This window comes from Microvirga splendida, assembly GCF_016427565.1.
Lineage (GTDB): Bacteria > Pseudomonadota > Alphaproteobacteria > Rhizobiales > Beijerinckiaceae > Microvirga > Microvirga splendida.
In genome coordinates this window covers 43,453-67,444 of record NZ_JAELXT010000016.1, presented here as the reverse complement: position 1 = coordinate 67,444, position 23,992 = coordinate 43,453, and the positions used below count along the sequence as shown (strand labels likewise).

Below are 23,992 nucleotides of genomic sequence, written 5' to 3'. Positions count from 1 at the left end.
CCGCCGCCTTTTCCGAAAGCTGTCGATTTCATGCTCGTCTCGCATAAACAGGCCCCGTCGCTGAAGCGGCAATTGTGGGTGGCGTTCCTCGTCGTTCCGCCCATCGCGTTCATGTCGCTGTTCGTGGTCTATCCGATCCTCTCGGCCTTCGCCTATGCCTTCTACGACTGGCAGGGGCTGGCGCGCGGCGAGTTCGTGGGGCTGAAGAATTTCCGGGAAGTGCTGTTCGGCGCCACCATGGCGCCCGTGGTGTGGAATGCCTTCCTGCACAACGTCTATGCGCTGATCGCCCTGATGGTGATCCAGAACGGCGGGGGATTCGTCCTCGCCTGGCTGCTCTACAAGGAGCCCTTCGGCTTCCGCTTCCACCGCATCGCCGTGTTCGTCCCGGTGGTGCTGTCGACGATCATCGTGGGCTTCCTCTGGAAGCTCTTCCTCAATCCGAATTTCGGCATCGTGAACCAGGCGCTCTATGCGCTCGGCCTCGATTCCTGGGCCAAGCCCTGGCTCGGCGACTCCTCGACCGCCTTGGGCGCTCTCATTCTTGCCAATGCCTGGCACTTCATCGGCTTCCCGACCCTGGTCTATCTCGCCGGCATGCAGCGCATCCCCCCTGAGATCATCGAGGCGGCCCGGCTCGACGGCACCAACGAATGGCAGCTGTTGAAGAACATCGTGTGGCCCCTGGTGGCGCCGAGCACGACCATTCTCTTCACGCTGCTCTTCATCGGCGCATTCAACTGGTTCGAGATCCCGTACGTGATGGTGGGCCTCGACGGGTCGCCCTTCGGCTCCACCGACGTGCTGGGCCTCGTCTTCTACCGCACGGCTTTCGGCAACCAGAGCGCCAGCATCCAGAACTTCGGCTTAGGGTCCGCCCTCGCCACGCTCCTGTTCCTCTTCATCGTCGTCTTCGCGTCCATGCTGACCCTGTGGTTGCGCCGTCGGGAGATCCAGTTTTGACCGCCCTCGCGTCCGACACCCGCGCCTCGCGCCAGCCGATCTCCTTCGCGCTGCTGGCTCAGGTCATCCTGATCGCCAACTCCTTCATCATGCTCTACCCGGTCGTGGTGATGGTGCTCTCCGCCTTCAAAACCACGGGCGAGATCTTCGATCATCCCTTCGCGCTGCCCGACTTCACGCAGGTCGGCAACTTCACCAAGGTGCTCGGCGAGACCGAGATGCCGACCTACTTCATGAACTCGATCCTGGTGACGGGCACGTCGGTGATCCTGATCCTCGTGCTCGGCACCATGGCGGGTTATGCGGTGGCCCGCTACGAGTCGCGCACCAACACCTTCATCCTGCTGTTCTTCCTGGCAGGCCTCATGCTGCCCCTGAAGCTTGCGGTCATCCCGCTCTTCATCCTGCTGCGCGACCTCGGCCTTCTCGACAGCCGCTGGAGCCTCATCGTCACCTACACGGCCATCGGGCTGCCCTCGGCCGTCTTCATCATGGCGGGCTTCCTGCGCACGCTGCCGTTGGAGCTGGAGGACGCGGCACGCATCGACGGTGCGTCGGAGCCCCGCATCATGTGGTCGGTGATGCTGCCGCTGGCGCGTCCGCCCATGGCCATCGCGGCGATCCAGAACGCGGTGCCGATCTGGAACGACTTCTTCTTCCCGCTCGTCTTCATCCAGACCGATGAACGCAAGACCCTGCCGCAGGGGCTGACCACCTTCATGGGCGAGTACACCACCGATTGGGGCATGCTGTTCGCCGGCCTCACCATCGCGGCGGCGCCCATCACGCTTCTCTACATCGTCCTCTCGCGCCAGTTCATCCAGGGCATGACGGCAGGCGCGGTGAAGTAGCATGCTGATCCCGAAGGGTGCGCTCGTCGTCTCCTGCCAGGCTCGCGCCGACAACCCGCTCCATGGGCCAGTCTATATGGCCGCCATGGCGCGCGCAGCCGAGCAGGGCGGCGCCCGGGGCATCCGCGCCAACGGGGCGGACGACATCGCGGCAATCCGGGCCGTGACGAAGCTCCCCATCATCGGCATCGCGAAGGTGTGGGACGACCGCTTTCCGGTCTACATCACGCCGGGCTTCGCTCAGGCCGAGCAGATTGCGGGAGCCGGCGCCGACATCATCGGGCTCGACGCCACGCGGCGCCCACGCGTCGGTGAGTCTGTGGAGCGCCTGATCGGGCGCATCCGCAACGAGCTCAGCCGGGAGGTCTTTGCCGACATCGCCACCCTGGAGGAGGGACGGGCAGCTTGCGCCGCCGGCGCCACCTACGTAGCAACGACGCTTTCCGGCTATACGGAAGAGACGGCGTCGCGCAAAGCCGAGGGGCCGGATCTGGAGCTTCTGTCAGCCCTCGTGGCAGAGGTTTCGGCTCCCATCGTCGCCGAGGGGCGCTTCGACACGCCCGAACTGGTAGAAGAGGCTTTCAGGCGTGGCGCCCACGCGGTCGTGGTGGGCACGGCGATCACCAATCCGCGCGAGATCACGAGAAAGTTTGTGCGGGCGCTGCCTAAAGGCCCGGTCGAGGATAGTTTGTAACGGAAACGTGAGAGCACCTCTGGCGTTCTCGGGTGTACCCATCCACATTGGGTTCCAAACGAGGTGATGCCGTGCTGATCCGCCGTCCTTCCGATATCCTGCCCTCCGAGATCACGCCTCGGGAGGTCTATCTCAACCGCCGCCAGTGGATGACCGGCGCGGCCGGGCTCGCCCTGGCGACGGCCCTGCCGGGGGTGTTGGAAGCTGCGCCGCTGCAGGCGGCCAAGAGTCCTCTCTCGACGACGGATGAGAAGCTGACGAGCCGAGAGGACGTCACGAGCTACAACAACTTCTACGAGTTCGGCACCGGCAAGGACGATCCGGCCGCCAAGGCCAAGTCGCTCAAGACTTCCCCCTGGACGGTCAAGGTCGACGGCATGGTGGGTAAGCCCGCCGAGTTCGCCATCGAAGATCTCATCAAGTCGTCGGCCCTGGAGGAGCGCATCTATCGCATGCGCTGCGTCGAGGGCTGGTCCATGGTCATTCCCTGGGTCGGGTTCCCGCTGGCGGATCTCATCAAGCGCGTCGAACCCCTGGGCAGCGCGAAATACGTGGCCTTCGAGACGGCCTATCGTCCGGAAGAGATGCCCGGGATGGACACGCTCTTCCCCGTGCTCGAATGGCCCTATGTGGAGGGCCTGCGCCTCGACGAGGCCATGAACCCGCTCACCATCCTGGCGGTCGGCCTCTATGGCGAGACGCTGCCGAACCAGAACGGCGCACCGATCCGCCTCGTGGTGCCGTGGAAATACGGATTCAAGGGCATCAAATCGATCACCCGCATCAGCTTCGTCGAGAAGCAGCCGCCGACCTCCTGGAACAAGCAGGCGCCGAACGAATACGGCTTCTACGCCAACGTGAACCCGAGCGTCGACCATCCGCGCTGGAGTCAGGCCACCGAGCGGCGCATCGGCGAGGGCGGGTTGTTCGTGAAGCGCCGCCCGACGCTGATGTTCAACGGCTATGCCGACCAGGTGGCGAGCCTCTACACCGGCATGGACCTGCGGAAGTTCTATTGATGGCGGGAAGAACCTCTGCGGCCGGCGCGGCCAAGGGCTTCGCCCTGCCGCAAGTGCCGAAGATCCTCGTCTACATCGTCGGGTTCGTTCCGGCCGTGTGGCTGTTCTATGCCGGCATCACCGACCAGCTCGGCGCCGATCCCATGCGCTATCTGGAGCAGGCGCTCGGTCTCTGGGCCTTGCGCTTCCTCGTCGCGACGCTGGCGATCACGCCGCTGCGGCAGCTCTTCGGCATCAACCTGCTGCGCTACCGCCGGGCCATCGGGCTGCTGGCGTTCTACTATGCCGCCCTGCACCTCGTGACCTATCTCGTGCTCGACCAAGGCTTAGATGTAGCGGCTATCGTCGCCGACATCGTCAAGCGCCCCTACATCACCATCGGCATGGCGACCTTCGTGATCCTCGTGCCCCTGGCCCTCACCTCCAACAATGCCGCGATCCGGCGCATGGGCGGGCAGGCCTGGGCCAGGCTGCACAAGCTCGTCTATGTGGCGGCCGTCGGCGCGGTGCTCCACTACATCCTCGTGGTGAAGTCCTGGCCGCCCGAGCCTCTGGTCTATGCGGCCATCGTGGCGGTGCTGCTCGGCTATCGGCTGGTCCGTTCCTTGGTGAAGAAGCCCTCGGCCCGCCGTCGCGCCGCTTGAAGAGCCGGCCTACTCGGCTAGGATGCGCCGGATAAGGGCAGGGCTTCTTCTTTGAGCGGCAGGATCATCCATCGAGCAGGCTTCGTCGGCGCATTCACCCGGGTGCTCCTGGTTGCGCTGGCATGGACGAGTCTCGCGGTGCCCGGTGGAGCCTCGGCCCAGAACCGCGACGTGGTTGTCTTCGCCGCAGCCAGCCTGAAGAACGCGCTCGACGAGGCCGCCGCCGCCTGGATGCGCGACAGCGGCAAGCGAGCCGTAATGTCCTATGCCGCCAGCAATGCGCTTGCCCGGCAGATCGAAGCGGGAGCCCCGGCCGACATCTTCTTCTCCGCCGATCTCGACTGGATGGATTATGCCGCCTCCAAGGGGCTGATCCAGCCGGAAAGCCGCGTCAGCCTCCTCGGCAACTCCCTCGTGCTCATTGCGCCGAAGGGTTCCGAGACGCAGATCGAGCTCAAGCCGAGCCTCGATCTCGCGGCGATCCTCGGCAGCAACCGCCTGGCCATGGGGCATGTGAATGCGGTGCCGGCCGGCAAATACGGCAAGGCCGCCCTCGAACATCTCGGCGCATGGGCGGGCGTGAAGGACAGGGTCGCGCAGACCGAAAACGTGCGCGCGGCGCTGCTCCTCGTCTCCCGCGGCGAGGCGCCGCTGGGGATCGTCTACAAGACCGATGCCGTATCGGACCCGAACGTCACAATCGTCGGAACCTTTCCGGAAGGCAGTCATCCGGCCATCGTCTACCCGGCCGCACTCACGAAGGATTCGACCAATCCCGATGCCGCGCAGTTCCTGGCTTTTCTTCGCTCGGACAAGGCCAGGCCCTTCTTCGAGAAGCAGGGCTTTACCCTGTTGAACAAAGCGGGCTCATGATGGAGGGGCTTTCTCCGGAAGAATGGGCGGCCGTTCGCCTGAGCCTGAAGGTCGCCTTCGTGGCCATGGCGGCAAGCCTCATTCCGGGCATCGCCATCGCGTTCCTGCTGGAACGCGGCCGCTTCTGGGGGCGGCAGGCACTCGACGTGCTCGTGCATCTTCCGCTGGTTCTGCCGCCTGTGGTGGTCGGCTGGTTCCTGCTCGTCGGCTTCGGGCGCCGCGGTCCTATCGGGGCCTTTCTCGCGGAGCATTTCGGAATCGTGTTCTCGTTTCGCTGGACGGGGGCCGCGCTCGCCTGCGCCATCATGGGCTTTCCCCTGCTGGTGCGCGCCATCCGGCTGTCCATCGCAGCCGTCGACCGCAAGCTCGAGGATGCGGCGGGCACGCTCGGAGCGCATCCTGCATGGGTGTTCGGCGTGGTGACGCTGCCGCTGATCCTGCCCGGCATCATCGCCGGCATGGTGCTCTCCTTCGCGAAAGCGATGGGCGAGTTCGGCGCCACGATCACCTTCGTGTCCAGCATCCCCGGCGAGACGCAGACCATCCCGAGCGCGATCTATGCCTACACCCAGGTGCCGGGAGGCGAGGGCGGCGCGATGCGGCTGACGCTCGTGTCCATCGTCATCTCCATCGCGGCGCTCTGGCTGTCCGAATGGCTGGCGCGGCGCGTGCGTCGCAGGGTCCACGCCTGATGGTCCTCGATGTCGGCATCAAGCATGAGCAGGGCGCCTTCGCGCTGCAAGCAAGCTTCCAGTCCGATGGCAAGCTCACGGCCCTGTTCGGTCCGTCAGGCTCCGGCAAGACCACCATCGTGAACGCCATCGGCGGGCTCGTGCGGCCGGATCATGGACGCATCGTGGTGCAGGGCCGGGTGCTTGTGGATACGAAGAAAAACATCCTCGTTCCGAAGCACAGGCGGCGCATCGGCACTGTGTTTCAGGAGGGACGGCTGTTCCCGCATCTCAACGTGCGGCACAACCTGCTCTTCGGCCGCTGGTTCACGCCGAGTAGCGAGCGGAAGGCGAGCTTCGATCATGTGGTGGATCTGCTCGGCATATCCCATCTGCTCGACCGCCGCCCATCGACGCTATCCGGCGGCGAGAAGCAGCGCGTGGCCATCGGCCGGGCGCTGCTCGCCGATCCGCAGCTGCTGTTGATGGACGAGCCGCTTGCTTCCCTCGACGAAGCGCGCAAGGCCGAGATCTACCCTTATATCGAACGCCTGCGCGACGAGAGCGGCGTTCCCATCGTGCTCGTCAGCCATTCCGTGGCCGAGATCGCGCGGCTGGCGACCTCTGTGGTGGTTCTCTCCGAGGGGAAGGTCGTCGCCTCCGGTCCGGCGGCGGAAGTCCTGCGGCATACGCATTACTTCGCGCAGAGCGGCCTCACAGAGGCCGGCGCGCTGATCGAGGCACAGGTGTCGGGTCACGATGCGGCTTACGACCTGACCGTGCTGCAGGCGAGAGCCGGTACTTTAAGCGTCCCGCGCCTCCCGCATCCCATCGGCACGAGCCTGCGCGTGCGTCTGCGGGCCCGCGACATCATCCTGTCGCTGAAGGCCCCCGAGGGCTTGAGCGCCCTGAACGTTCTGCCGGGATTCATTTCCTCCATCGACGAGGCCGAGGGAGCGAGCGTTGATGTGCAACTCGATTGCGGCGGGGATCCTGTTGTGGCCCGCGTGACCCGCAAATCCGTGGAGGAGCTTGGCCTGAAGCCTGGCCTTGCCGTTCACGCGATCATCAAGAGCATCGCCTTCGACCCGGAGGCCCTTGGGGTCGCCGGACGCGAGAATATGTGAGACCTGACGCCAGTGAGGTTGCATGAGCGGCAGGGCCGTGTAGCCTCTCCGGTCATCCTTTCCAGCGTCGAGAGACCACGATCATGAACGAACAAGTCCGGAATTTGCCCGATGCGGCCTCCCACGCCCAGCTTCTCGACCGTTTGGCGGAGGTCGCCGTTTGGGTCGGGCTCGGGCTGAAGCCGGGGCAGGAACTGGTTCTGACCGCGCCGCTCGACGCTGTGGCCCTCGTTCGGCGCATCACGGAGCACGCCTACAAGGCCGGCGCCTCCCTCGTCACCACGATCTTCTCCGACGAAGAGAGCACGCTGACACGCTTCCGCCATGGGCGGGACGAGAGCTTCGACACGGCTCCGGCCTGGCTCTACGAGGGCATGGCCGAGGCCTACAAGAAGGGCGCCGCCCGTCTCGCCATCGTGGGCGAGGATCCGTCGCTCCTCGCCAAGGAGGACCCGGAGAAGGTCTCCCGCGCCAACCGGGCCCGGTCGAAGGCCTATATGCCGGCCCTCAACATGATCGCCGGTTTCGACATCAACTGGACCATCGTGTCCGCCGCGACCCCGGCCTGGGCCAAGACCGTGTTCCCGGACGATCCGGACGAGGTGGCGCTGGCCAAGCTGTGGCAGGCCATCTTCTCGGCGTCCCGCGTCGACACGCCGGATCCCATCGCCGCCTGGGAGAAGCACAACGCCGCCCTGCAGACCCGCACGCGGATGCTGAACGAGAAGAACTATGCTGCGCTCCACTTCCGCGGCCCCGGCACGGACCTGCGCGTCGGCCTGGCGGATGGCCACGAGTGGAACGGCGGCTCGACCAAGGCCAAGAACGGCCTCGTCTGCAACGCCAACATTCCCACAGAGGAGGTCTTCACCACGCCGCACAAGGATCGCGTGGATGGCACGGTGACGAGCACCAAGCCGCTCTCCTACAACGGCACCCTGATCCAGGACATTCAGGTGCGGTTCGAGGGCGGACGCATCGTCGAGAGCAGGGCGCGCACGGGCGAGGCCGTGCTGAACAAGGTGCTGGACACGGACGAGGGCGCGCGCCGTCTCGGCGAGGTGGCCCTGGTGCCCTATTCCTCGCCGATCTCGCAGAGCGGGCTTCTCTTCTTCAACACCCTGTTCGACGAGAACGCCTCCAGCCACATTGCCCTCGGCCAAGCCTACAGCAAATGCATCCGCGGCGGTGGCGCCATGAGCGAGGAGGAGCTGGCCTCCCGCGGCTCCAACAAGAGCCTGATCCATATCGACTGGATGATCGGCTCCGACCGGGTGGACGTGGATGGTATCACACAGGACGGCACGGCCGAGCCGCTGATGCGTGGCGGCGAATGGGTGACAAAATAACAAAGGACTCGCGCTTTGCGCCGTGCTGGATCTATGATCCAGGCGATTGCCTGATCTGACGCAAACGGTGCTTGACGTAGCGGCATCGTGACTGTGATGGATACAGGTATCAAAGAGGTGCTGGCTTGATCGGTGTTCAGGCCGGTGCTGTCTCAAGAGCGTGGATGGATGTCGGATACAGCCAATCGTCAATCTGAAGCCCTCCTGTCGGTCCGCTCCCTGTCGGTGGAGTTCGGCGCGGGGGAGGGAGCCTTCAAGGCCGTCAAGGACGTCAGCTTCGACGTAAAGCCGGGCAAGACCCTGGCGGTCGTCGGCGAGTCGGGGTCCGGCAAGTCGGTGACTTCGCTCGCGATCATGCGCCTGACGGACTACACGGGCGGGCGGATCACCAGCGGACAGGTGCTGTTTCGCCCCGAGGGGGCCGAGGCCATCGACCTCGTCCAGGCCTCCGACTCCAAGCTCCGGGAGATTCGCGGCAACGATATCGCGATGATCTTCCAGGAGCCGATGACGTCGCTCAATCCGGTCTTCACCATCGGCAACCAGATCGCGGAGACGCTGATCCTGCACCAGGGCCTGAACGGGCGCGAGGCGCGGCTGCGGGCGAGGGACCTTCTGCAGAAGGTGCGCCTGCCGGATGCGGACAGGCTGCTCGACCGCTACCCGCACCAGCTTTCCGGCGGCATGCGCCAGCGCGTGATGATCGCCATGGCGCTCGCCTGCAATCCGAAGCTCCTCATCGCCGACGAGCCCACGACGGCCCTCGACGTGACGATCCAGGCGCAGATCCTCAACATCATCCGCGACCTGCAAGCCGAGATGGGCACCGCCGTCATCTTCATCACGCACGACATGGGCGTGGTGGCCGAGATGGCCGACGATGTGGTGGTGATGTGGAAGGGCGAGAAGGTGGAGCAGGCGCCGGTGCGCGATGTCTTCGCGTCGCCGCAGCACCCCTATACCAAAGCACTGCTCTCCGCCGTGCCGCGCTTAGGCTCTCTCACGGGCCAGCCGCTGCCGAAGCGCACGCCCGTGATGATCATGGACGGGGGCGTCGCCAAGCCCGTCGGCGGCACACACGAGCAGAACACGGCCGACTACACGAAACCCATTCTGCAGGTGGACAAGCTGACCACGCGCTTCGACGTGGGCAAGACCTTCTTCGGCCGCGTGACTCATCGCGTTCATGCGGTTGAGGAGGTGAGCTTCGACATCTATCCCGGCGAGACGCTGGCGCTGGTGGGTGAATCCGGCAGCGGCAAGTCCACCATCGGGCGCACGCTACAGCAGCTCGTGGAGCCCACGGGTGGCACGGTGCGCTTCGACGGGCGCGACATGGCGGCCATGAGCCACGCCGAGCGCCGCCGCCTGCGCCAAGAGATCCAGTACATCTTCCAGGATCCCTTCGCATCCCTCGATCCGCGCCACACGGTGGGCTACAGCATCGCCGAGCCGATCATCGTTCATGGCCTGATCAACGACCGCAAGGCGCGCGAGCGGCGGGTGCATGAGCTGCTCGATCAGGTCGGACTGCAGCCGCAGCATGCCAAGCGCTATCCGCACGAGTTCTCCGGCGGCCAGCGCCAGCGCATCTGTATCGCGCGTGCGCTCGCCAGCAATCCCAAGCTCATCATCGCGGACGAGTCCGTCTCCGCCCTTGATGTGTCGATCCAGGCGCAGATCGTCAACCTGCTCATGGAGCTTCAGGAGAGGCGCCGCCTGTCCTATCTCTTCATCACCCACGACATGGCCGTGGTGGAAAAGATCAGTCATCGCGTCGCTGTGATGTATCTGGGCCAGATCGTCGAGCTCGGGTCCCGGCAGGCGATTTTTGAGAATCCGCAGCATTCCTACACCCGCAAGCTGCTTGCGGCGGTGCCTATCGCCGATCCGCAGCGCGAGCGGGCGAAGGTGCGGATCGAGGGAGAAATCCCGAGCCCGGTACGTCCGGTCGGGCAGGAGCCCGCCATCCATCGCATGCGCGAGGTCGAGCCGGGGCACTGGGTCGCCATCGAGGCGGATTCGCTTCGTGGGGCAGCGTAAAAAAGTTTTCCAGAGGGAGATAACAGGATGAAGTTTTCGACAACACTGAAAGCGCTCGGTTTCACGACCGCAGTGGCCCTGGCGCCGCTGATGGCGGTGAGTGCGCAGGCGGCCGGCACCCTGACGACCGCCGTCGCCATCGATCCCGGCAGCTGGGATCCGATCGACACCTTCCTGGTCGATTGGTCGTCCGCCGCCAACAACATCTTCGACGGGCTGACCGCCCGCGGCGCGGACATGAAGCTGAAGCCGGGTCTTGCCACGTCCTGGGAGCTCTTGGACGACAACAAGCGCATCCGCTTCAAGCTGCGCGAGAACGTGAAGTTCCATAACGGCGAACCCTTCAATGCGGAAGCCGTGAAGTTCACCTTCGACCGCCTTCTCGGTGAAGAAGGCAAGAAGGGCCCGCAGCAGTCGAACTATACCTCCATCGACCATGTCGAGGTTGTGGACGAGAATACGGTCGACTTCGTCATGAAGCAGCCCGATCCCGTTCTGCTCACCAAGCTCGCTGGCTACGGCGCGATGATCGTGCCGCCGAAGTACATCCAGGAGAAGGGTGACGCCTATTTCAACACCCATCCGGTCGGCACCGGCCCGTTCAAGTTCGTCGAGTACAATCCGAAGGTGAACCTGGTTCTGGAAGCCAACCCCGAGCACTGGGGCGGTGCTCCCAAGCTCGACAAGGTCGTGACCCGCTTTATCTCCGAGGCGAACACGCAGGTCGCCGAACTCCAGGCCGGCCGCATCGATGTCGCGACGCTTATTCCCTTCGGCCTTGCGCCGACGGTCGAGAAGAGCCCGAATCTCGACCTCGTCAGCATCACTGGCCCGACGGTGGTCTCGCTGCGCTTCAACACCAAGGAAGGCATCACGAAGGACCCGAACGTCCGCAAGGCGCTCATCACGGGCGTCGACCGCGATGCGATCATCAAGGCGGTGCTCCTCGGCCACGCCAAGCCGATCGCCAGCTTCCAGTCGGAGCTGTCCTTCGGCAACGATCCGGCCATGAAGCCGGTGCCCTTCGATCTCGCCAAGGCGAAGAAAATGCTGCAGGACGCGAAGGTTCCGGCCGGCGCTCCGGTGCGGATCGATTTCCGCGGCAACGATGCGACCTTCCGCGAGGTGGCTCAGGCTACGGCGGGCTATCTGCAGGCGCTGGGTCTGAAGCCCTCGCTCCAGCCGCACGAGCCGCCGGTCCTGCTCAACGACATCATCCCGAACGGCAAGACAGGCGAAGCCTGGCACCAGGCCTGGGGCGGCTGGACCTTCGACTACGACAACACGGCTTACCTGATGTACCACACGGGCGAGAAGTGGAACCCGTACGGCAGCGATCCGAAGCTCGATGCACTTCTCGAGAAGCAGCGCACGGTCTACGATGTGAAGGAGCGTGAGAAGATCCTGCAGGAAGTGGCCCGCTACGTGGCCGATCAGGCGCTCGAGCTCCCGCTTTACAACCAGAACACGATCTACGGCGTGAACAAGCGGGTGAAGAACTTCGACGCTCCCGCCGACCGCCGCTTCCGCTTCACCGAAACGACCGTGGAGTAAGCGGACCGCTCCGGCGCCTTCAAACGGGCGCCGCGCACCGACGACACGAGCAGGCCCCGCGCGAGCGGGGCCTCTTTCAAAAGCAACAACACCGAAACCCGGACGGACCACGGCATGGCAGGCTTCATCCTCAAGCGATTGCTGCAGGCGATCTTCGTGATCCTGGCCGTCACCCTGATCGTGGCTTTCGCGATCCGGCTCTCCGGCGATCCGGCCGTCATGCTGCTCAGCGGCGGCGGCAATGTCACCGAGCAGGACCTGCAGAACATCCGGCAGGCGCTCGGTCTTGAGCGCCCCTTCTACGTCCAATATCTCGGCTTCCTGCGGGGAATTTTCGTCGGCGATTTCGGCAAGAGCTTCATGGGCGCGACACCCGTTTCCGCGCTGATCGCCCAGGCGCTTCCGGCAACGCTTCTCCTGGCTTTCGTCTCGCTCCTGATATCCATCGTCCTGTCCGTGCCGCTCGGCATCTACGCCGCTGTCCATCGCGGCCGCTGGCCGGATCAGCTCATCCGCATCCTGTCGCTGGTGGGGCTGTCCTTTCCGAATTTCTGGCTCGCCATCATGCTGGTGCTGCTGTTCTCCATCGTGCTCGGCATCCTGCCGCCGAGCGGCATGGAAGGGCCGGAGAGCTTCGTCATGCCGGCGCTCACCATGGCGATCATCCTCACCGCGACGAACGTGCGCCTCGTTCGCACCTCCATGCTGGAGACGCTCTCACAGCAATACATCATGGTGGCGCGCTCCAAGGGGCTGCGCGACCGGGTGGTCCTGTACAAGCATGCCCTGCGCAACTCGGCGATTCCGCTCGTCACCTACATCGGCCTGCAGTTCGGCAGCCTCATCGGCGGCATCGTGATCGTGGAGCGGGTGTTCAACTGGCCGGGCATGGGCTCGCTCGCGTTCGATGCCATCTCCAACCGCGACTATCCGGTGCTCCAGGGCGCCATCACGGTGCTGGCGCTGTTCATCGTTCTCATCAATCTCCTGGTCGATATCGCCTATGGGCTGATCGATCCGCGCATCCGGACGGAGTAAAGCCCATGGCAACGGCTCAGGCTGTCTCCCCGTCGCGCTCGTGGTTCAAGTCGCTCGAGCTTGTCCTCGGCATCCTCTTTGCAGGCGGTATTACCCTGGTCGTGCTGCTCTCCCCGGTCCTGTTTCCGGATGGCGGCGAGGGCATGGACCTTATGGCGAGGCTCATCCCGCCGTTCGAGAGCTGGGAGCACATCCTCGGCACCGACCCCCTTGGCCGCGACGTGCTGGCCCGCGTCGCCGTGGGCGGCAAGATTTCGCTCATGGTCGGCTTTCTCTCCGTGCTCGGCGCCGTCACCATCGGCACCCTTGTCGGTTTGGCGGCGGGTTATTATCGCGGCATTGCCGAGATACTCCTGATGCGCTTCGTGGACATTCAGCTCGCGCTGCCCTTCATCCTGGTGGCGATCATGTTCCTGGCCATTCTGGGTGCGGGCATCGACAAAGTGATCCTCGTCATGATCGCCACCCAATGGGTGCAATATGCCCGCCTCGTGCGCGGCTCCGTGCTGGCCCTGCGGGAGCGCGAGTTCATTCTCTCCGCCCGCGCCATCGGTGTTAGCAACGGGCGCATCATCTTCACGCACGTGCTGCCCAACGTGCTCGGCCCCATCGTGATCCTCATGACCCTGCAGGTGGCCAACAACATCCTGTTGGAGAGCAGCCTGACCTTCCTCGGCCTCGGCGTCGATCCGCTCATCCCGAGTTGGGGCGGCATGCTGGCCGATGGGCGCACCTATCTGCAGACCGCCTGGTGGGTCAGCGTGTTCCCCGGGCTCGCCATCATGTTCACCGTGCTCGGCCTGAACCTTCTGGGCGACTGGCTGCGCGATTATCTCGACCCGACAGGACAGACCTCGAAATGACGATTTTGCTCGACGAGCGGGTTCCGCGCACTCTCGATGCCCTCGTGCGCGAATGGGCCAGCGATGATCATCGCGGCATGGTCCTCGAGGCCTGGCTGTTCGAGGACGAGGCGGCGCGTCGCCGGGCCGAACAGGTCTTCGCCGATGCGGGCGTCCATGCCCGCCTGCGCAGCGCCTACAAGCCGCTCGTCCATGCCTTCCTGGAAGAGTTCGACATGGCGGGCGTGACCCGCGCGATCGTGCGCTACCCCGTGCATGAGAATGCCGACCGCCTCCGCTTCCTCTCCGAGGCTTATCCCCTGGCGGCCCTGCTCGGCAGCATCGAGACCCGCTTCGAGCCCGGCGAGGCCGATCTGACCTATGAGGTCACGCTGGAATATGCGGATGAGAGCGTCGCGAAGCATGAGGTCTTCGCGCCCAACCGCCTGCGCACCAACCATCTGGACCAGGTCGACCTCACGCCTACCGGCTGGCTGAAGGTGACGGGGCGTATCGATGGGGGCGCCGATCTCGACGAGCCGGTCGAGACCGAGATCGAGCAGGTGTTCCATAAGGTGATGGGGGCTGTCTTGGCCCATGACTGGCCGGCAACGGAGCCCTATGTGGAGACGCTCGCCATCGATGTCGCTATTCCCGGCATCGAGCGCGAGCTCGCTTACGGCGACGAGGTCATGAGCACCCGCGAGGCGCTGCACGAGGATTTCTATTTCTCCATTCTCGAGTTCTTCAAGCACCACTCGGGCCGCCCCTCCGACGACCGGGGCCTGCAGCCGGGTCAGATCGTGCCGGATATCCGCGCAGGCGAGGGCGATGCGCATGTTCGCGTGACGCTGCGCTCTTTCGGCGTGCCGTCCGATCCGGTCCGGCCGGAGCAGGATATCGAGGCGGCGGACGCCGCGCCGTCCTTGGCTCAGATCCATCGCGAGCTTGCGGAGCTTCCTGGCGATGCCTTCGAGGGTGTCTCCCGCGAGGGGCGGCCGGTGCGCGGCATCTATCGTCCCGGCTCGCGCCCGGCCGTCCTCGTCACGAGCGGACAGCACGCCAACGAGACCTCGGCTCCCGTTGGAACCTTGAGGGCCGTGCGCCGGCTTCTCGCCAATCCCGAGGCCAACATCGCCTATATCCCGGTCGAAAACCCGGACGGCTATGCGCTGCATGGCCGCCTCTGCGAGGGCAGCCCGCGGCACATGCACCATGCCGCGCGCTACACGTCGCTGGGCAATGATCTGGAATACGGCCGCGCCGAACCCGGCTACGAGATCGGCGCCCGCAACCAGGCCCTGGCCCTGTCGGGCGCACAGCTTCACCTCAACCTGCACGGCTACCCGGCCCATGAATGGACCAGGCCGTTCACGGGCTACCTGCCGCGCGGCTTCGAGCTCTGGACGATCCCGAAGGGCTTCTTCCTCATCATGAGGCACCATCCCGCCTGGAGCGAAACGGCCAGGACGCTGATCGAAGCCGTCACGACAGGCCTGTCGGCCGTCCCAGGCCTGGCCGAGTTCAACCGGCGCCAGATCGAGATTTGCTCGATCCATTCCGGCGGCACGCCCTACGAGATCATCAACGACATCCCCTGCCTGATCACGGCGGACGAGCGGCACCCGACCCCGCTGACTCTCATCACAGAGTTTCCTGACGAGACGATCTACGGCGAAGCTTACCGCTTCGCTCACACGGTCCAGATGGCGACGGTGATTGCCGCCGAGGAGGCCTTCACGTCCATGATGGCGGCGGTTGGCTGAGGCTGCCTGCGGTTATGGCGGCCTGACGATCAGGCAAGCCGGGCCTTGGTGCGCAGATATGATGACGTTGCGTCATGGGGATCATGTGACGTGACCCGCAAAGCTTCCACGCCCCTTGTACAGCCCATAATATAACGTTATATCACTTGATTATTCCAAAAGCGCGAACGGCGCGATTCCAAGTTGCTTCAGGGGTGTCGATACCATGCCTAAATTGTTTGAATTTCAAGGGAATACCCTGCCGTCCTGGTATGACGGGAACTACGAGGCGACATGGCTCTCAAGAAATTACGATCTGATCAGGGATGATGGCGCATCGCAGATGGTCATCGTCCCGACGGTCTATATGGACACGCTGAGCTCGACAGATATTTACCGCGACAACAATGACCTCGGCGGCCACAGCAGCGATCCCTATACGCGCACCGAGAGCGACGATTCGATCCGCTATGCCATCGCTCAGGCCAAGGGGCGCGAACTCGAGGTTGTCTTCAAGCTGCATGTGAACATCCAGACCGAGGAATGGAATGCCCTCATCGGTCCTCCGGCGGGTTCGACCCCGGCTGAGGCTAAAGCCTGGGCGGATGCGTGGTTCGCCTCCTACAAGAAGGAGGTGCTCCACTATGCCAAGTTGGCGAAGGAGGAGGGCGTCACCACTTTCGTGATCGGCAACGAATGCGAAAGCATGACGCGGCCCCAGTACACCGAATACTGGCAGGACATCATTGCGGCTGTCCGCGAGGAAATGAAGGAAGAGGGAAAGCCGGATTATCCTCTAAAGCTCACATACGCTGCGACCTGGACCGAGGCTCTTCATGTCGGGTTCTGGCAAGAGCTCGATTACGTCGGGGTCAATCCTTACATCGCCTTCTCCAACAAGGATGACCCGACCCTGCAGGAGATGATTGCCGGGTGGACCGAGCGGTCCGAGGTTCCCTATGTTCGGGGCGTCATCGACGCAAGATTCCCCGGACAGGACCTGTCCGCCATCGATGCCTTGAAACAGATTGCCGAAATAGCTGGCAAGCAGCTGGTATTTACCGAGGTGGGCTTCCGCAGCCTGGATGGTACGAACAAGGATCCGGGCGTTTACACCAGCAACGGTCAGGTCGACGAGCTTGAGCAGCTCGACATGTTCAAGGCCTTCTACAAGATCATCACCGATCGCGTGGGGGAGGGCTGGATCGCCGGCTACTGGTTCTGGAACTACGCTCAGGGCTCGGATTCCTTCGATGAGAATCCCGACGACAATTACTATACCCATGGCAAGCTCGCCGACGCGGTGATCGAGCAGTACTTCAAGAACCCGACGTCGGTCATCGGCCGCAAGCTCGTCGGCAAGGATAGTGCTCAGAACCTGAACGACACGCTTCTCGGCGGGTTCAATCACGACACGCTCATCGGCGGCAAGGGCAGCGACGTGCTGCTCGGCGGCGCCGGTGCCGACGTATTCGTCTATTATGGCGGTGACGGCGCCGATACCATCACCGACTTCAAGGCTTCGGAAGGCGACAAGATCAGCCTGCTCAACGCCGGCGTCATCGGCTTTGCCGATCTGAACATTTCCGCCATCCCTAACGGCGACGGCTACGTGGTCCGGTTCGCGGATGGCGGCAGCATCACCATCCTGACGAAGGAAGCGCTCTCGGCCAGCTGGTTCCTGTTCAACACCCTCGGCCAGACCGGGCCTTCGGTGAAGCCGACCTCCGGCAATGATGAACTCACCGGAACCAACACGGGCAACAGGATCGACGCGGGTGCCGGCGACGACCTCGTCAACGGCCTCGGTGGCAACGACCGGCTTTACGGCGGCACCGGCAACGATACCCTCAACGGCGGCGAGGGCAACGATCAGCTTTATGGCGGTGCCGGCCTCGACATCGTCAATGGCGGCAACGGCAACGACCGGCTTTATGGCGGCAGCGAGACCGACATCATGCATGGCAATGCCGGCAACGATCAGGTCCGCGGCGACGACGGCAACGACATGCTCTACGGCGACGCCGGAAACGATCTCGTCCGTGGCGGCATCGGCAACGACCAGCTTTATGGCGGATCGGATAACGATAAGCTTTATGGCGATCTTGGCAACGATAACGCTCAGGGCGGCCAGGGTCACGATACCATCTACGGCCACAGCGGCAATGACACGCTCGATGGCGGGGAGGGTAACGACAGGATCTATGGCGGCAGCGGCGACGACAACTTGCAGGGCTGGTTCGGCAACGACTTGCTCTGGGGCGGCACCGGTGGCGACACCATCGCTGCCGGCGGTGGTGTCGACAGGATCTGGGGTGGCAGCGGTGCCGACCGCTTCGTCATCGGCGAGGGCTTCGGCCGTGACATCATCTATGACTTCAAGCTCAAGCAGGGCGATCAGCTGATCCTCCAGAGCAACATGAACGGCCTGCGTTTCACACGCGACACGTTCGCATCTCTGCAGGACCGCATGAAGCAGGTCGGCAGCGATACCGTGATCGATCTTGGCGGTACCGACAACATCACGCTGAAGAGCGTCAAGGCATCCACTCTCGACGTGAACGACTTCTGGTTCTACTGACGGAATGCAGATTCGATGACGATGCGGCCGGGGATTTCCCCGGCCGTTTTGCTTTCAGGGCCCGGTTTCTGCCCGACCGGGAACAAGCCCGCTTCCGCTGCCGTTCCTCCGGCGAGGTGGAGCGATGAGGTTCCGGTGGGAGGTGCAGCCATGGCCCGGTTGTCCTGGAAGCAAGGCGAGAACGATGCGTCCATCAAGGAGGCTGTCGATCTGGTGCGCGAGCACGGCGAGACCCTGCCGCCGATTGTCGACGAGCAGGCCTTCGGCGCCATGTTCGACCGCTTTGCCGACGCCAAGGTGGTGCTGCTGGGCGAGGCGAGCCATGGCACGTCGGAGTTCTACCGGGCGCGGGCTGCCATCACGAAGCGCCTGATCGAGCAGCACGGCTTCACCATCGTGGCCGTGGAGGCCGACTGGCCCGATGCGGCGCGGATCGACGCCTATGTGCGCCGCCGCTCTCCTGCCGATGGTGAGGACGAGGCATTTGAGCGTTTTCCCACATGGATGTGGCGCAACGAGGAGGTCTACGATTTCGTCAACTGGATGCGCGAGCACAACAAGGATCGCGCCGAGGATGAACGGACCGAGTTCCGCGGGCTCGACGTCTACAGCCTGAACGGGTCCATCCGCTCCGTGCTCGATTATCTCGACAAGGTCGACCCTGAAGCCGCCAGCGAAGCGAGGGGGCGCTATGGCTGCCTGAGCCCGTGGCAGTCGGATCCGGCGCGCTACGGCCGCGCGGTTCTCACCGGGCAGAAGAAGCCCTGCGACGAGGCCCTGCTGCGCCAGCTCCAGGATATCCTCGACAAGCGCATGGAATACCTCCAGGCCGATGGCGGCGAGGCCTTCTTCGATGCGGTCCAGAACGCCAAGATCGTCCACGCGGCCGAGCACTACTACCGGATCATGTACGAGGGCGCGACGGAGTCCTGGAACCTGCGCGACCGCCACATGTTCGAGACGCTCCAGAGCCTGCTCGCGCGGCGCGACAACGCCAAGGCCGTGGTCTGGGCCCACAACTCCCACATCGGCAACGCCGCCGCCACGGCCATGGGCTGGCAGGGGGAGTTCAACATCGGCGAACTCTGCCGCAAGACCTATCGCAATGAGGCGGTGCGGATCGGGCTCAGCACGGATCGCGGCACCGTGGCGGCGGCCGACGATTGGGACGAGCCCATGCGGGTCAAGAACGTGCTCCCGGCCCGGCCCGACAGCCACGAGCGGATCTTCCGGGAGACGGGCTTAGGCTGCTTCCTCACCGACTGGCGCGAGAACGGGCAGGCCGACCTGACGGGGGTTCTCTCGCGGCCGCGCCTGGAACGGGCCATCGGGGTGGTCTACCGGCCCGAGACGGAACTCTACAGCCATTATTTCGAGGCAATCCTCGCCGAGCAGTTCGACGCCCTCGTCTGGTTCGACGAGACCAAGGCCGTGACGCCACTCACCCGTGCCCACGGCAAGGGCATGCCGGAGACCTATCCGTTCGGGCTCTGATGCGGACAAACCCTCCCCCCGTTGCGGGGGAGGGTGGCGAACGGAGTGAGCCGGGAGAGGGGCTGTGCTCGACGCTCGACGGCCCCTCTCCCGACCTGCTTTCGCAGGCCACCCTCTCCCGCTGAAGGGGAGAGAGTTTGGGTGAGCGCGTGTTCTCACTTTGTTCTTGACGGCGGCCTCAATCTTGGCTATAACATTCCCCTAGATCTGCTCCTCTGAGGGGCGCGCTCGCGAGGCGTCGCAGTGTGGGAGCAGGCACGGTCCCGCCGCAGGGCTCGCACCCCTGTGATCGCGGGTGGCCGATCCTGGCTCAGACCAGGTCCGCTGAAACAAACCGTGCGCGAAGAGGCAGTCTGGCTCTTCCATTCACCATCACACAGCGAGCCGGGCTGCCCGACGCGCCACCCTCGACCAACCCCTCAGGCTCGCAGCGCACGCTGCGGGCCCACAGGTGCTGGCTCTTTGGAACTCCGCGGGCGACACTCCCCCGCCTTGCCCCGGTGGCCTGCCCCTGCTAACTGACGGCCAACTCCATTCACATCTCGATCAAGCAGGGCTTTTTCCGTGTCCCGTCAATTCATCTACCACATGCGTGGCCTCACCAAGACCTATTCGGGCGGCAAGAAGGTCTTGGACAACATCCATCTGTCCTTCTACCCGGACGCCAAGATCGGCGTGCTCGGCGTCAACGGTGCCGGTAAGTCGACCCTGCTTCGCATCATGGCCGGCACCGACACGGACTGGACCGGCGAGGGCTGGGTCGCCGAGGGCGCCCGCGTCGGCTACCTGCCGCAGGAGCCGCAGCTCGATCCGTCGAAGAACGTGCGCGAGAACGTCATGGAGGGCGTGGCCGCCAAGAAGGCGATCCTCGACCGCTACAACGAGCTCGCCATGAACTACTCCGAGGAGACGGCGGACGAGATGACCCGCCTGCAGGACGAGATCGAGGCCAAGGGCCTGTGGGATCTCGACTCTCAGGTCGACCAGGCCATGGATGCCCTGCGCTGCCCGCCGGACGACTGGGCCGTGGACAAGCTCTCGGGCGGCGAGCGCCGCCGCGTGGCGCTCTGCAAGCTGCTCCTGGAGCAGCCGGAACTGCTCCTCCTCGACGAGCCCACCAACCACCTGGACGCCGAGACCACCGCCTGGCTCGAAGGCCACCTGCGCAGCTATCCGGGCGCGATCCTGATCGTCACCCACGACCGCTACTTCCTCGACAACGTCACCGGCTGGATCCTTGAGCTCGACCGCGGGCGCGGCATTCCCTACGAGGGCAATTACTCGTCCTGGCTCACGCAGAAGCAGAAGCGCCTCGAGCAGGAGGGCCGCGAGGACGAGGCGCACAAGCGCACCATCGAGCGCGAGCGCGAGTGGGTGTCGGCCTCGCCGAAGGCCCGCCAGGCCAAGTCGAAGGCCCGTATCCAGCGCTACGAGGAACTCGTGGCCAAGGCCAACGAGAAGGGTCCGACGACCGCCCAGATCGTCATCCCGATCGCCGAGCGCCTGGGCAACAACGTCATCGAGTTCGACAACCTGAAGAAGGCCTTCGGCGACAAGCTCCTGATCGACGGCCTGTCCTTCAAGCTGCCGCCGGGCGGCATCGTGGGCATCATCGGCCCGAACGGCGCCGGCAAGACGACCCTGTTCCGCATGATCACCGGCCAGGAGCAGCCGGACGAGGGTTCCATCAAGATCGGCGAGAGCGTCAAGCTCGGCTACGTCGACCAGAGTCGCGACTCGCTTGACGCCAACAAGACCCTCTACGAGGAGATCTCCGGCGGCAACGAGGTGCTCTATCTCGGCAAGCGCGAGATCAATGCCCGCGCCTATTGCGGCGCCTTCAACTTCAAGGGATCCGACCAGCAGAAGAAGGTGGGCGTGCTCTCCGGTGGTGAGCGCAACCGCGTGCATCTGGCCAAGATCCTGAAGTCGGGCTCCAACGTCCTGCTCCTCGACGAGCCGACCAACGACCTCGACGTGGACACCCTGCGGGCGCTCGAAGAGGCGCTGGAGGATTACGCGGGCTGCGCGGTCATCATCTCGCACGACCGCTGGTTCCTCGACCGCATCGCCACCCACATCCTGGCCTTCGAGGGCGACAGCCACGTGGAATGGTTCGAGGGCAACTTCGCCGATTACGAGGAGGACAAGAAGCGCCGCCTCGGCACGGATTCCACGATCCCGCACCGGATCAAGTACAAGAAGTTCTCGCGGTAATTCACTCGCGGGAACTATCCTTGTCGGCATTCATAAACGCGGGATCGGGCGCAAGCCTGCCCGCGTTCTTTTATGCCAGAGATCAAGAGCGCGCTCGATCGGCGCCTTAGATCTTCAAGATGCTCTTCGCCTCATCGAGGAGCCTCTCCGACTCGGGATGGTTGCCAGCCTTGTGGGCTTCCTCGCCTCTCTGGCGCAGGCTCATGACCCTTTGCCGCTCGGCCGCCGTGAGCTGCGCCGTCTGCATGGCCTTGTCGATGGCGGCCATGTCCATGGGACAGCGGCGGGCGAAAGCCGGCGCGGTGGTGGCCATGCCGAAGGCGAGAACGAGAGTTAGTGTGCGAAGCATTGTAGGCCCTCCTGTTCCGCAAGAGCGCCAGGCTCTGTGCAGAAGGCGTCAAGTGTTTTGCCCCCAGGCTCAATTCTACGCCAGTATCCTCGACGGGAGAACTTCACCTGATGGATGAGAGCCGGGCAATGGGGCAGCCATTGGAGGGTCAGGTGGTCTGGCCCATGGCTCGCTGACGCAGCCTTTCGGTTTACGCCAAGCCTTAGGTCTGGTTCCGGCCTCGCTGAAACAGTGATCCGTCGTCTCCTCTAAAGGGAGTTGGGTTCTTCAACGAAACAGTGTATGACCCTTGAGGCACGAGAGATAAGAAAGAAGACGTTCCGTGCCAGCCGATCACATTTCCAGCTTTGAATCCGTTGCTACGCCTGAAGAAGCCGTCGAGCGGCTCATCGAGCTCCATGATAGTGCCATCGAGGCGCAACGCCATGCTGTGGAGCATTTCTTCGCCACCGGCACGGCCCCCACACCCCTTGAGCGCTCCCGCTTCCGCTATCCGGAGCTTCGCCTCGGTTACCGGGCGAACTCGGTTCCGCCGGTCAAGCAGCGCGCCTATGCCAAGTTCCAGGGGCCCGGCGTCTATGCAACCACCATCACCCAGCCGACCTTCTACCGGAACTACCTGCTGGAGCAGCTGAACTACCTCGTGCGCGACTACGGCGCCACCATCGAGGTCGGGGTCAGCGACCAGGAGATCCCGTACCCTTACGTGTTCGAGCGGGGCGACGAACTGGGCCGGGGGGCCCATTCGGCCTCCGAGCTCGCCCAGCACTTCCCGACCCCGCTACTCGCCAAGGTCGGCGACGAGATCGCCGACGGCACGTGGATGTTCCATGACGGCGATCCCCGCCCCCTGGCGCTCTTCGATGCGGCCCGCGTGGACTATTCCCTTCGCCGCCTCGTGCACTACACGGGCAGCGACTGGCGCTGCGTCCAGCCCTGGATCCTGCTCACCAACTATCACCGCTATGTGGACCAGTTCATTCGCTGGGCCGTGAAGGAGCTTGCCGACGAGAACGGGCCCTATACACGGCTCGTCCTGCCCGGCGGCGTCAGCATCGAGCGGGGCCTCGACGAGACGACGGTCGAGGACCTGATCGGCTCGTCGCCGTGGCACCGGTTCCAGATGCCGGCCTACCATCTCATGCGCAAGGACGGGCAGGGCGTAAGCCTGGTCAATATCGGCGTCGGCCCGTCGAACGCGAAGAACATCACGGACCACCTGGCCGTGCTGCGCCCCCATTGCTGGCTCATGGTAGGCCATTGCGGAGGCTTGCGCCAGTCGCAGTCCATCGGCGACTACGTGCTGGCCCACGGCTATCTCCGGCGCGACCACATCCTCGACGGCGCCGTGCCGCCGGAAATCCCGATCCCGGCGCTCGCCGAAATCCAGGTCGCCCTGCAGGAGGCGGCCGTTCAGGTGACGGGCGAGAAGGGCGAGGAGCTGAAGCGGCGCCTGCGCACCGGCACGGTCGTGACCTATGACGACCGGAACTGGGAGCTGCGCTGGAGCCAGGAGCGGCGCCAGATCAACCTCTCCCGCGCCATCGCGGTGGACATGGAGAGCGGCACCATCGCGGCCCAGGGCTATCGCCTGCGCGTCCCTTACGGGACCCTGCTCTGCGTCTCCGACAAGCCGCTGCACGGGGAAATCAAGCTGCCGGGCGCGGCCAATGCCTTCTATGAGCGCGCAGTGAGCGAGCACCTCATGATTGGCCTTTCGGCGCTCGACATCCTCCGGGGACAGCGCACTTCCCTTCATTCGCGCAAGCTGCGGAGCTTCGACGAACCGCCGTTCCGGTAGGCGTTTCTTCCTCGGCGTCGGCGCAGCCCGCCGGCCGTGGGGCCAAGATCGTGTGCAGGAAAGCATTCGGACGTCCTTGGGCCAAGTCCCAGGGCGTTCGGCTGTTGCAGAAAGCTCTTCCAGCGCTGCTACCGAAT

General features: G+C 64.4%; 19 protein-coding genes. 18 read left to right on the top strand and 1 reads right to left on the bottom strand.

Going from position 1 to position 23,992, the window contains the following annotated elements:
* Window positions 1-30: 30 nt before the first annotated feature.
* From JAO75_RS15370 to ettA, 17 genes are all read left to right on the top strand, one after another.
* A complete protein-coding gene (locus tag JAO75_RS15370) occupies window positions 31-963 on the top strand; it encodes a carbohydrate ABC transporter permease (RefSeq protein ID WP_199050017.1) in 933 nt (310 codons plus the stop codon).
* Entirely contained in the window at window positions 960-1,814 is an 855-nt protein-coding gene (locus tag JAO75_RS15365) for a carbohydrate ABC transporter permease (RefSeq protein ID WP_199050016.1), read from the top strand. Before JAO75_RS15370 ends, JAO75_RS15365 begins: the two co-directional genes overlap by 4 nt.
* Window position 1,815: 1 nt before the next feature.
* On the top strand, window positions 1,816-2,508 hold the full coding sequence (locus JAO75_RS15360; RefSeq protein WP_199050015.1) for an N-acetylmannosamine-6-phosphate 2-epimerase: 693 nt from the start codon (window positions 1,816-1,818) through the stop codon (window positions 2,506-2,508).
* 71 nt (window positions 2,509-2,579) lie between these two features.
* Complete coding sequence (gene msrP / locus JAO75_RS15355; RefSeq protein WP_199050014.1) at window positions 2,580-3,527, top strand: protein-methionine-sulfoxide reductase catalytic subunit MsrP; 948 nt, start codon at window positions 2,580-2,582, stop codon at window positions 3,525-3,527.
* Window positions 3,527-4,171: a protein-methionine-sulfoxide reductase heme-binding subunit MsrQ gene (gene msrQ / locus JAO75_RS15350; protein WP_199050013.1), complete on the top strand. Its 645-nt coding sequence runs from the start codon at window positions 3,527-3,529 to the stop codon at window positions 4,169-4,171. The genes msrP and msrQ overlap by 1 nt, the downstream gene beginning before the upstream one ends.
* Before the next feature lie 117 nt (window positions 4,172-4,288).
* A complete protein-coding gene (gene modA / locus JAO75_RS15345) occupies window positions 4,289-5,044 on the top strand; it encodes a molybdate ABC transporter substrate-binding protein (protein WP_246742523.1) in 756 nt (251 codons plus the stop codon).
* The gene (gene modB / locus JAO75_RS15340; RefSeq protein WP_199050012.1) at window positions 5,041-5,736 is read left to right on the top strand and encodes a molybdate ABC transporter permease subunit; all 696 of its coding nucleotides are present in this window, start codon (window positions 5,041-5,043) and stop codon (window positions 5,734-5,736) included. Before modA ends, modB begins: the two co-directional genes overlap by 4 nt.
* Window positions 5,736-6,842 (top strand): molybdenum ABC transporter ATP-binding protein, encoded by a 1,107-nt coding sequence (modC, locus tag JAO75_RS15335; protein ID WP_199050011.1) that lies wholly within the window; start codon window positions 5,736-5,738, stop codon window positions 6,840-6,842. Before modB ends, modC begins: the two co-directional genes overlap by 1 nt.
* An 83-nt stretch (window positions 6,843-6,925) precedes the next feature.
* A complete protein-coding gene (locus JAO75_RS15330) occupies window positions 6,926-8,191 on the top strand; it encodes an aminopeptidase (protein ID WP_199050010.1) in 1,266 nt (421 codons plus the stop codon).
* A gap of 168 nt (window positions 8,192-8,359) precedes the next feature.
* Entirely contained in the window at window positions 8,360-10,234 is a 1,875-nt protein-coding gene (locus JAO75_RS15325; RefSeq protein WP_199050009.1) for an ABC transporter ATP-binding protein, read from the top strand.
* A gap of 27 nt (window positions 10,235-10,261) precedes the next feature.
* Window positions 10,262-11,788, top strand: coding sequence for an ABC transporter substrate-binding protein (locus tag JAO75_RS15320; protein WP_199050008.1), 1,527 nt, complete (start codon window positions 10,262-10,264; stop codon window positions 11,786-11,788).
* Window positions 11,789-11,902: 114 nt separating this feature from the next.
* A complete protein-coding gene (locus JAO75_RS15315; RefSeq protein ID WP_199050007.1) occupies window positions 11,903-12,826 on the top strand; it encodes an ABC transporter permease in 924 nt (307 codons plus the stop codon).
* A gap of 5 nt (window positions 12,827-12,831) precedes the next feature.
* Window positions 12,832-13,689: an ABC transporter permease gene (locus tag JAO75_RS15310; RefSeq protein WP_199050006.1), complete on the top strand. Its 858-nt coding sequence runs from the start codon at window positions 12,832-12,834 to the stop codon at window positions 13,687-13,689.
* Window positions 13,686-15,434 carry a M14 family zinc carboxypeptidase gene (locus JAO75_RS15305; RefSeq protein ID WP_199050005.1) on the top strand — a complete coding sequence of 583 codons (1,749 nt, stop codon included), beginning with the start codon at window positions 13,686-13,688 and terminating at the stop codon, window positions 15,432-15,434. Before JAO75_RS15310 ends, JAO75_RS15305 begins: the two co-directional genes overlap by 4 nt.
* 205 nt (window positions 15,435-15,639) lie before the next feature.
* Complete coding sequence (locus JAO75_RS15300; RefSeq protein ID WP_199050004.1) at window positions 15,640-17,994, top strand: glycoside hydrolase family 113; 2,355 nt, start codon at window positions 15,640-15,642, stop codon at window positions 17,992-17,994.
* A 150-nt stretch (window positions 17,995-18,144) separates the two neighbouring features.
* Window positions 18,145-19,488 carry an erythromycin esterase family protein gene (locus tag JAO75_RS15295; protein ID WP_199050003.1) on the top strand — a complete coding sequence of 448 codons (1,344 nt, stop codon included), beginning with the start codon at window positions 18,145-18,147 and terminating at the stop codon, window positions 19,486-19,488.
* Window positions 19,489-20,052: 564 nt separating this feature from the next.
* Window positions 20,053-21,705 carry an energy-dependent translational throttle protein EttA gene (ettA, locus tag JAO75_RS15290; RefSeq protein WP_199050002.1) on the top strand — a complete coding sequence of 551 codons (1,653 nt, stop codon included), beginning with the start codon at window positions 20,053-20,055 and terminating at the stop codon, window positions 21,703-21,705.
* 106 nt (window positions 21,706-21,811) lie between these two features.
* Here the strand turns inward: ettA and JAO75_RS15285 are convergent, their stop codons facing one another.
* A complete protein-coding gene (locus tag JAO75_RS15285; protein WP_199050001.1) occupies window positions 21,812-22,054 on the bottom strand; it encodes a hypothetical protein in 243 nt (80 codons plus the stop codon).
* Between the two features lie 322 nt (window positions 22,055-22,376).
* Here JAO75_RS15285 and JAO75_RS15280 point away from each other — a divergent pair, with 322 nt between their 5' ends.
* Window positions 22,377-23,855: an AMP nucleosidase gene (locus tag JAO75_RS15280; RefSeq protein WP_199050000.1), complete on the top strand. Its 1,479-nt coding sequence runs from the start codon at window positions 22,377-22,379 to the stop codon at window positions 23,853-23,855.
* Window positions 23,856-23,992 lie beyond the last annotated feature (137 nt).

Bases quoted from the DNA above. Each gene is read 5' to 3' on its own strand.
- JAO75_RS15370 (WP_199050017.1), top strand. From the start codon at position 31: ATGCTCGTCTCGCATAAACAGGCCCCGTCGCTGAAGCGGCAATTGTGG.
- JAO75_RS15360 (WP_199050015.1), top strand. From the start codon at position 1,816: ATGCTGATCCCGAAGGGTGCGCTCGTCGTCTCCTGCCAGGCTCGCGCC.
- msrQ (WP_199050013.1), top strand. From the start codon at position 3,527: ATGGCGGGAAGAACCTCTGCGGCCGGCGCGGCCAAGGGCTTCGCCCTG.
- modB (WP_199050012.1), top strand. From the start codon at position 5,041: ATGATGGAGGGGCTTTCTCCGGAAGAATGGGCGGCCGTTCGCCTGAGC.
- modC (WP_199050011.1), top strand. From the start codon at position 5,736: ATGGTCCTCGATGTCGGCATCAAGCATGAGCAGGGCGCCTTCGCGCTG.
- JAO75_RS15330 (WP_199050010.1), top strand. From the start codon at position 6,926: ATGAACGAACAAGTCCGGAATTTGCCCGATGCGGCCTCCCACGCCCAG.
- JAO75_RS15325 (WP_199050009.1), top strand. From the start codon at position 8,360: ATGTCGGATACAGCCAATCGTCAATCTGAAGCCCTCCTGTCGGTCCGC.
- JAO75_RS15320 (WP_199050008.1), top strand. From the start codon at position 10,262: ATGAAGTTTTCGACAACACTGAAAGCGCTCGGTTTCACGACCGCAGTG.
- JAO75_RS15315 (WP_199050007.1), top strand. From the start codon at position 11,903: ATGGCAGGCTTCATCCTCAAGCGATTGCTGCAGGCGATCTTCGTGATC.
- JAO75_RS15310 (WP_199050006.1), top strand. From the start codon at position 12,832: ATGGCAACGGCTCAGGCTGTCTCCCCGTCGCGCTCGTGGTTCAAGTCG.
- JAO75_RS15305 (WP_199050005.1), top strand. From the start codon at position 13,686: ATGACGATTTTGCTCGACGAGCGGGTTCCGCGCACTCTCGATGCCCTC.
- JAO75_RS15300 (WP_199050004.1), top strand. From the start codon at position 15,640: ATGCCTAAATTGTTTGAATTTCAAGGGAATACCCTGCCGTCCTGGTAT.
- JAO75_RS15295 (WP_199050003.1), top strand. From the start codon at position 18,145: ATGGCCCGGTTGTCCTGGAAGCAAGGCGAGAACGATGCGTCCATCAAG.
- JAO75_RS15285 (WP_199050001.1), bottom strand. From the start codon at position 22,054: ATGCTTCGCACACTAACTCTCGTTCTCGCCTTCGGCATGGCCACCACC.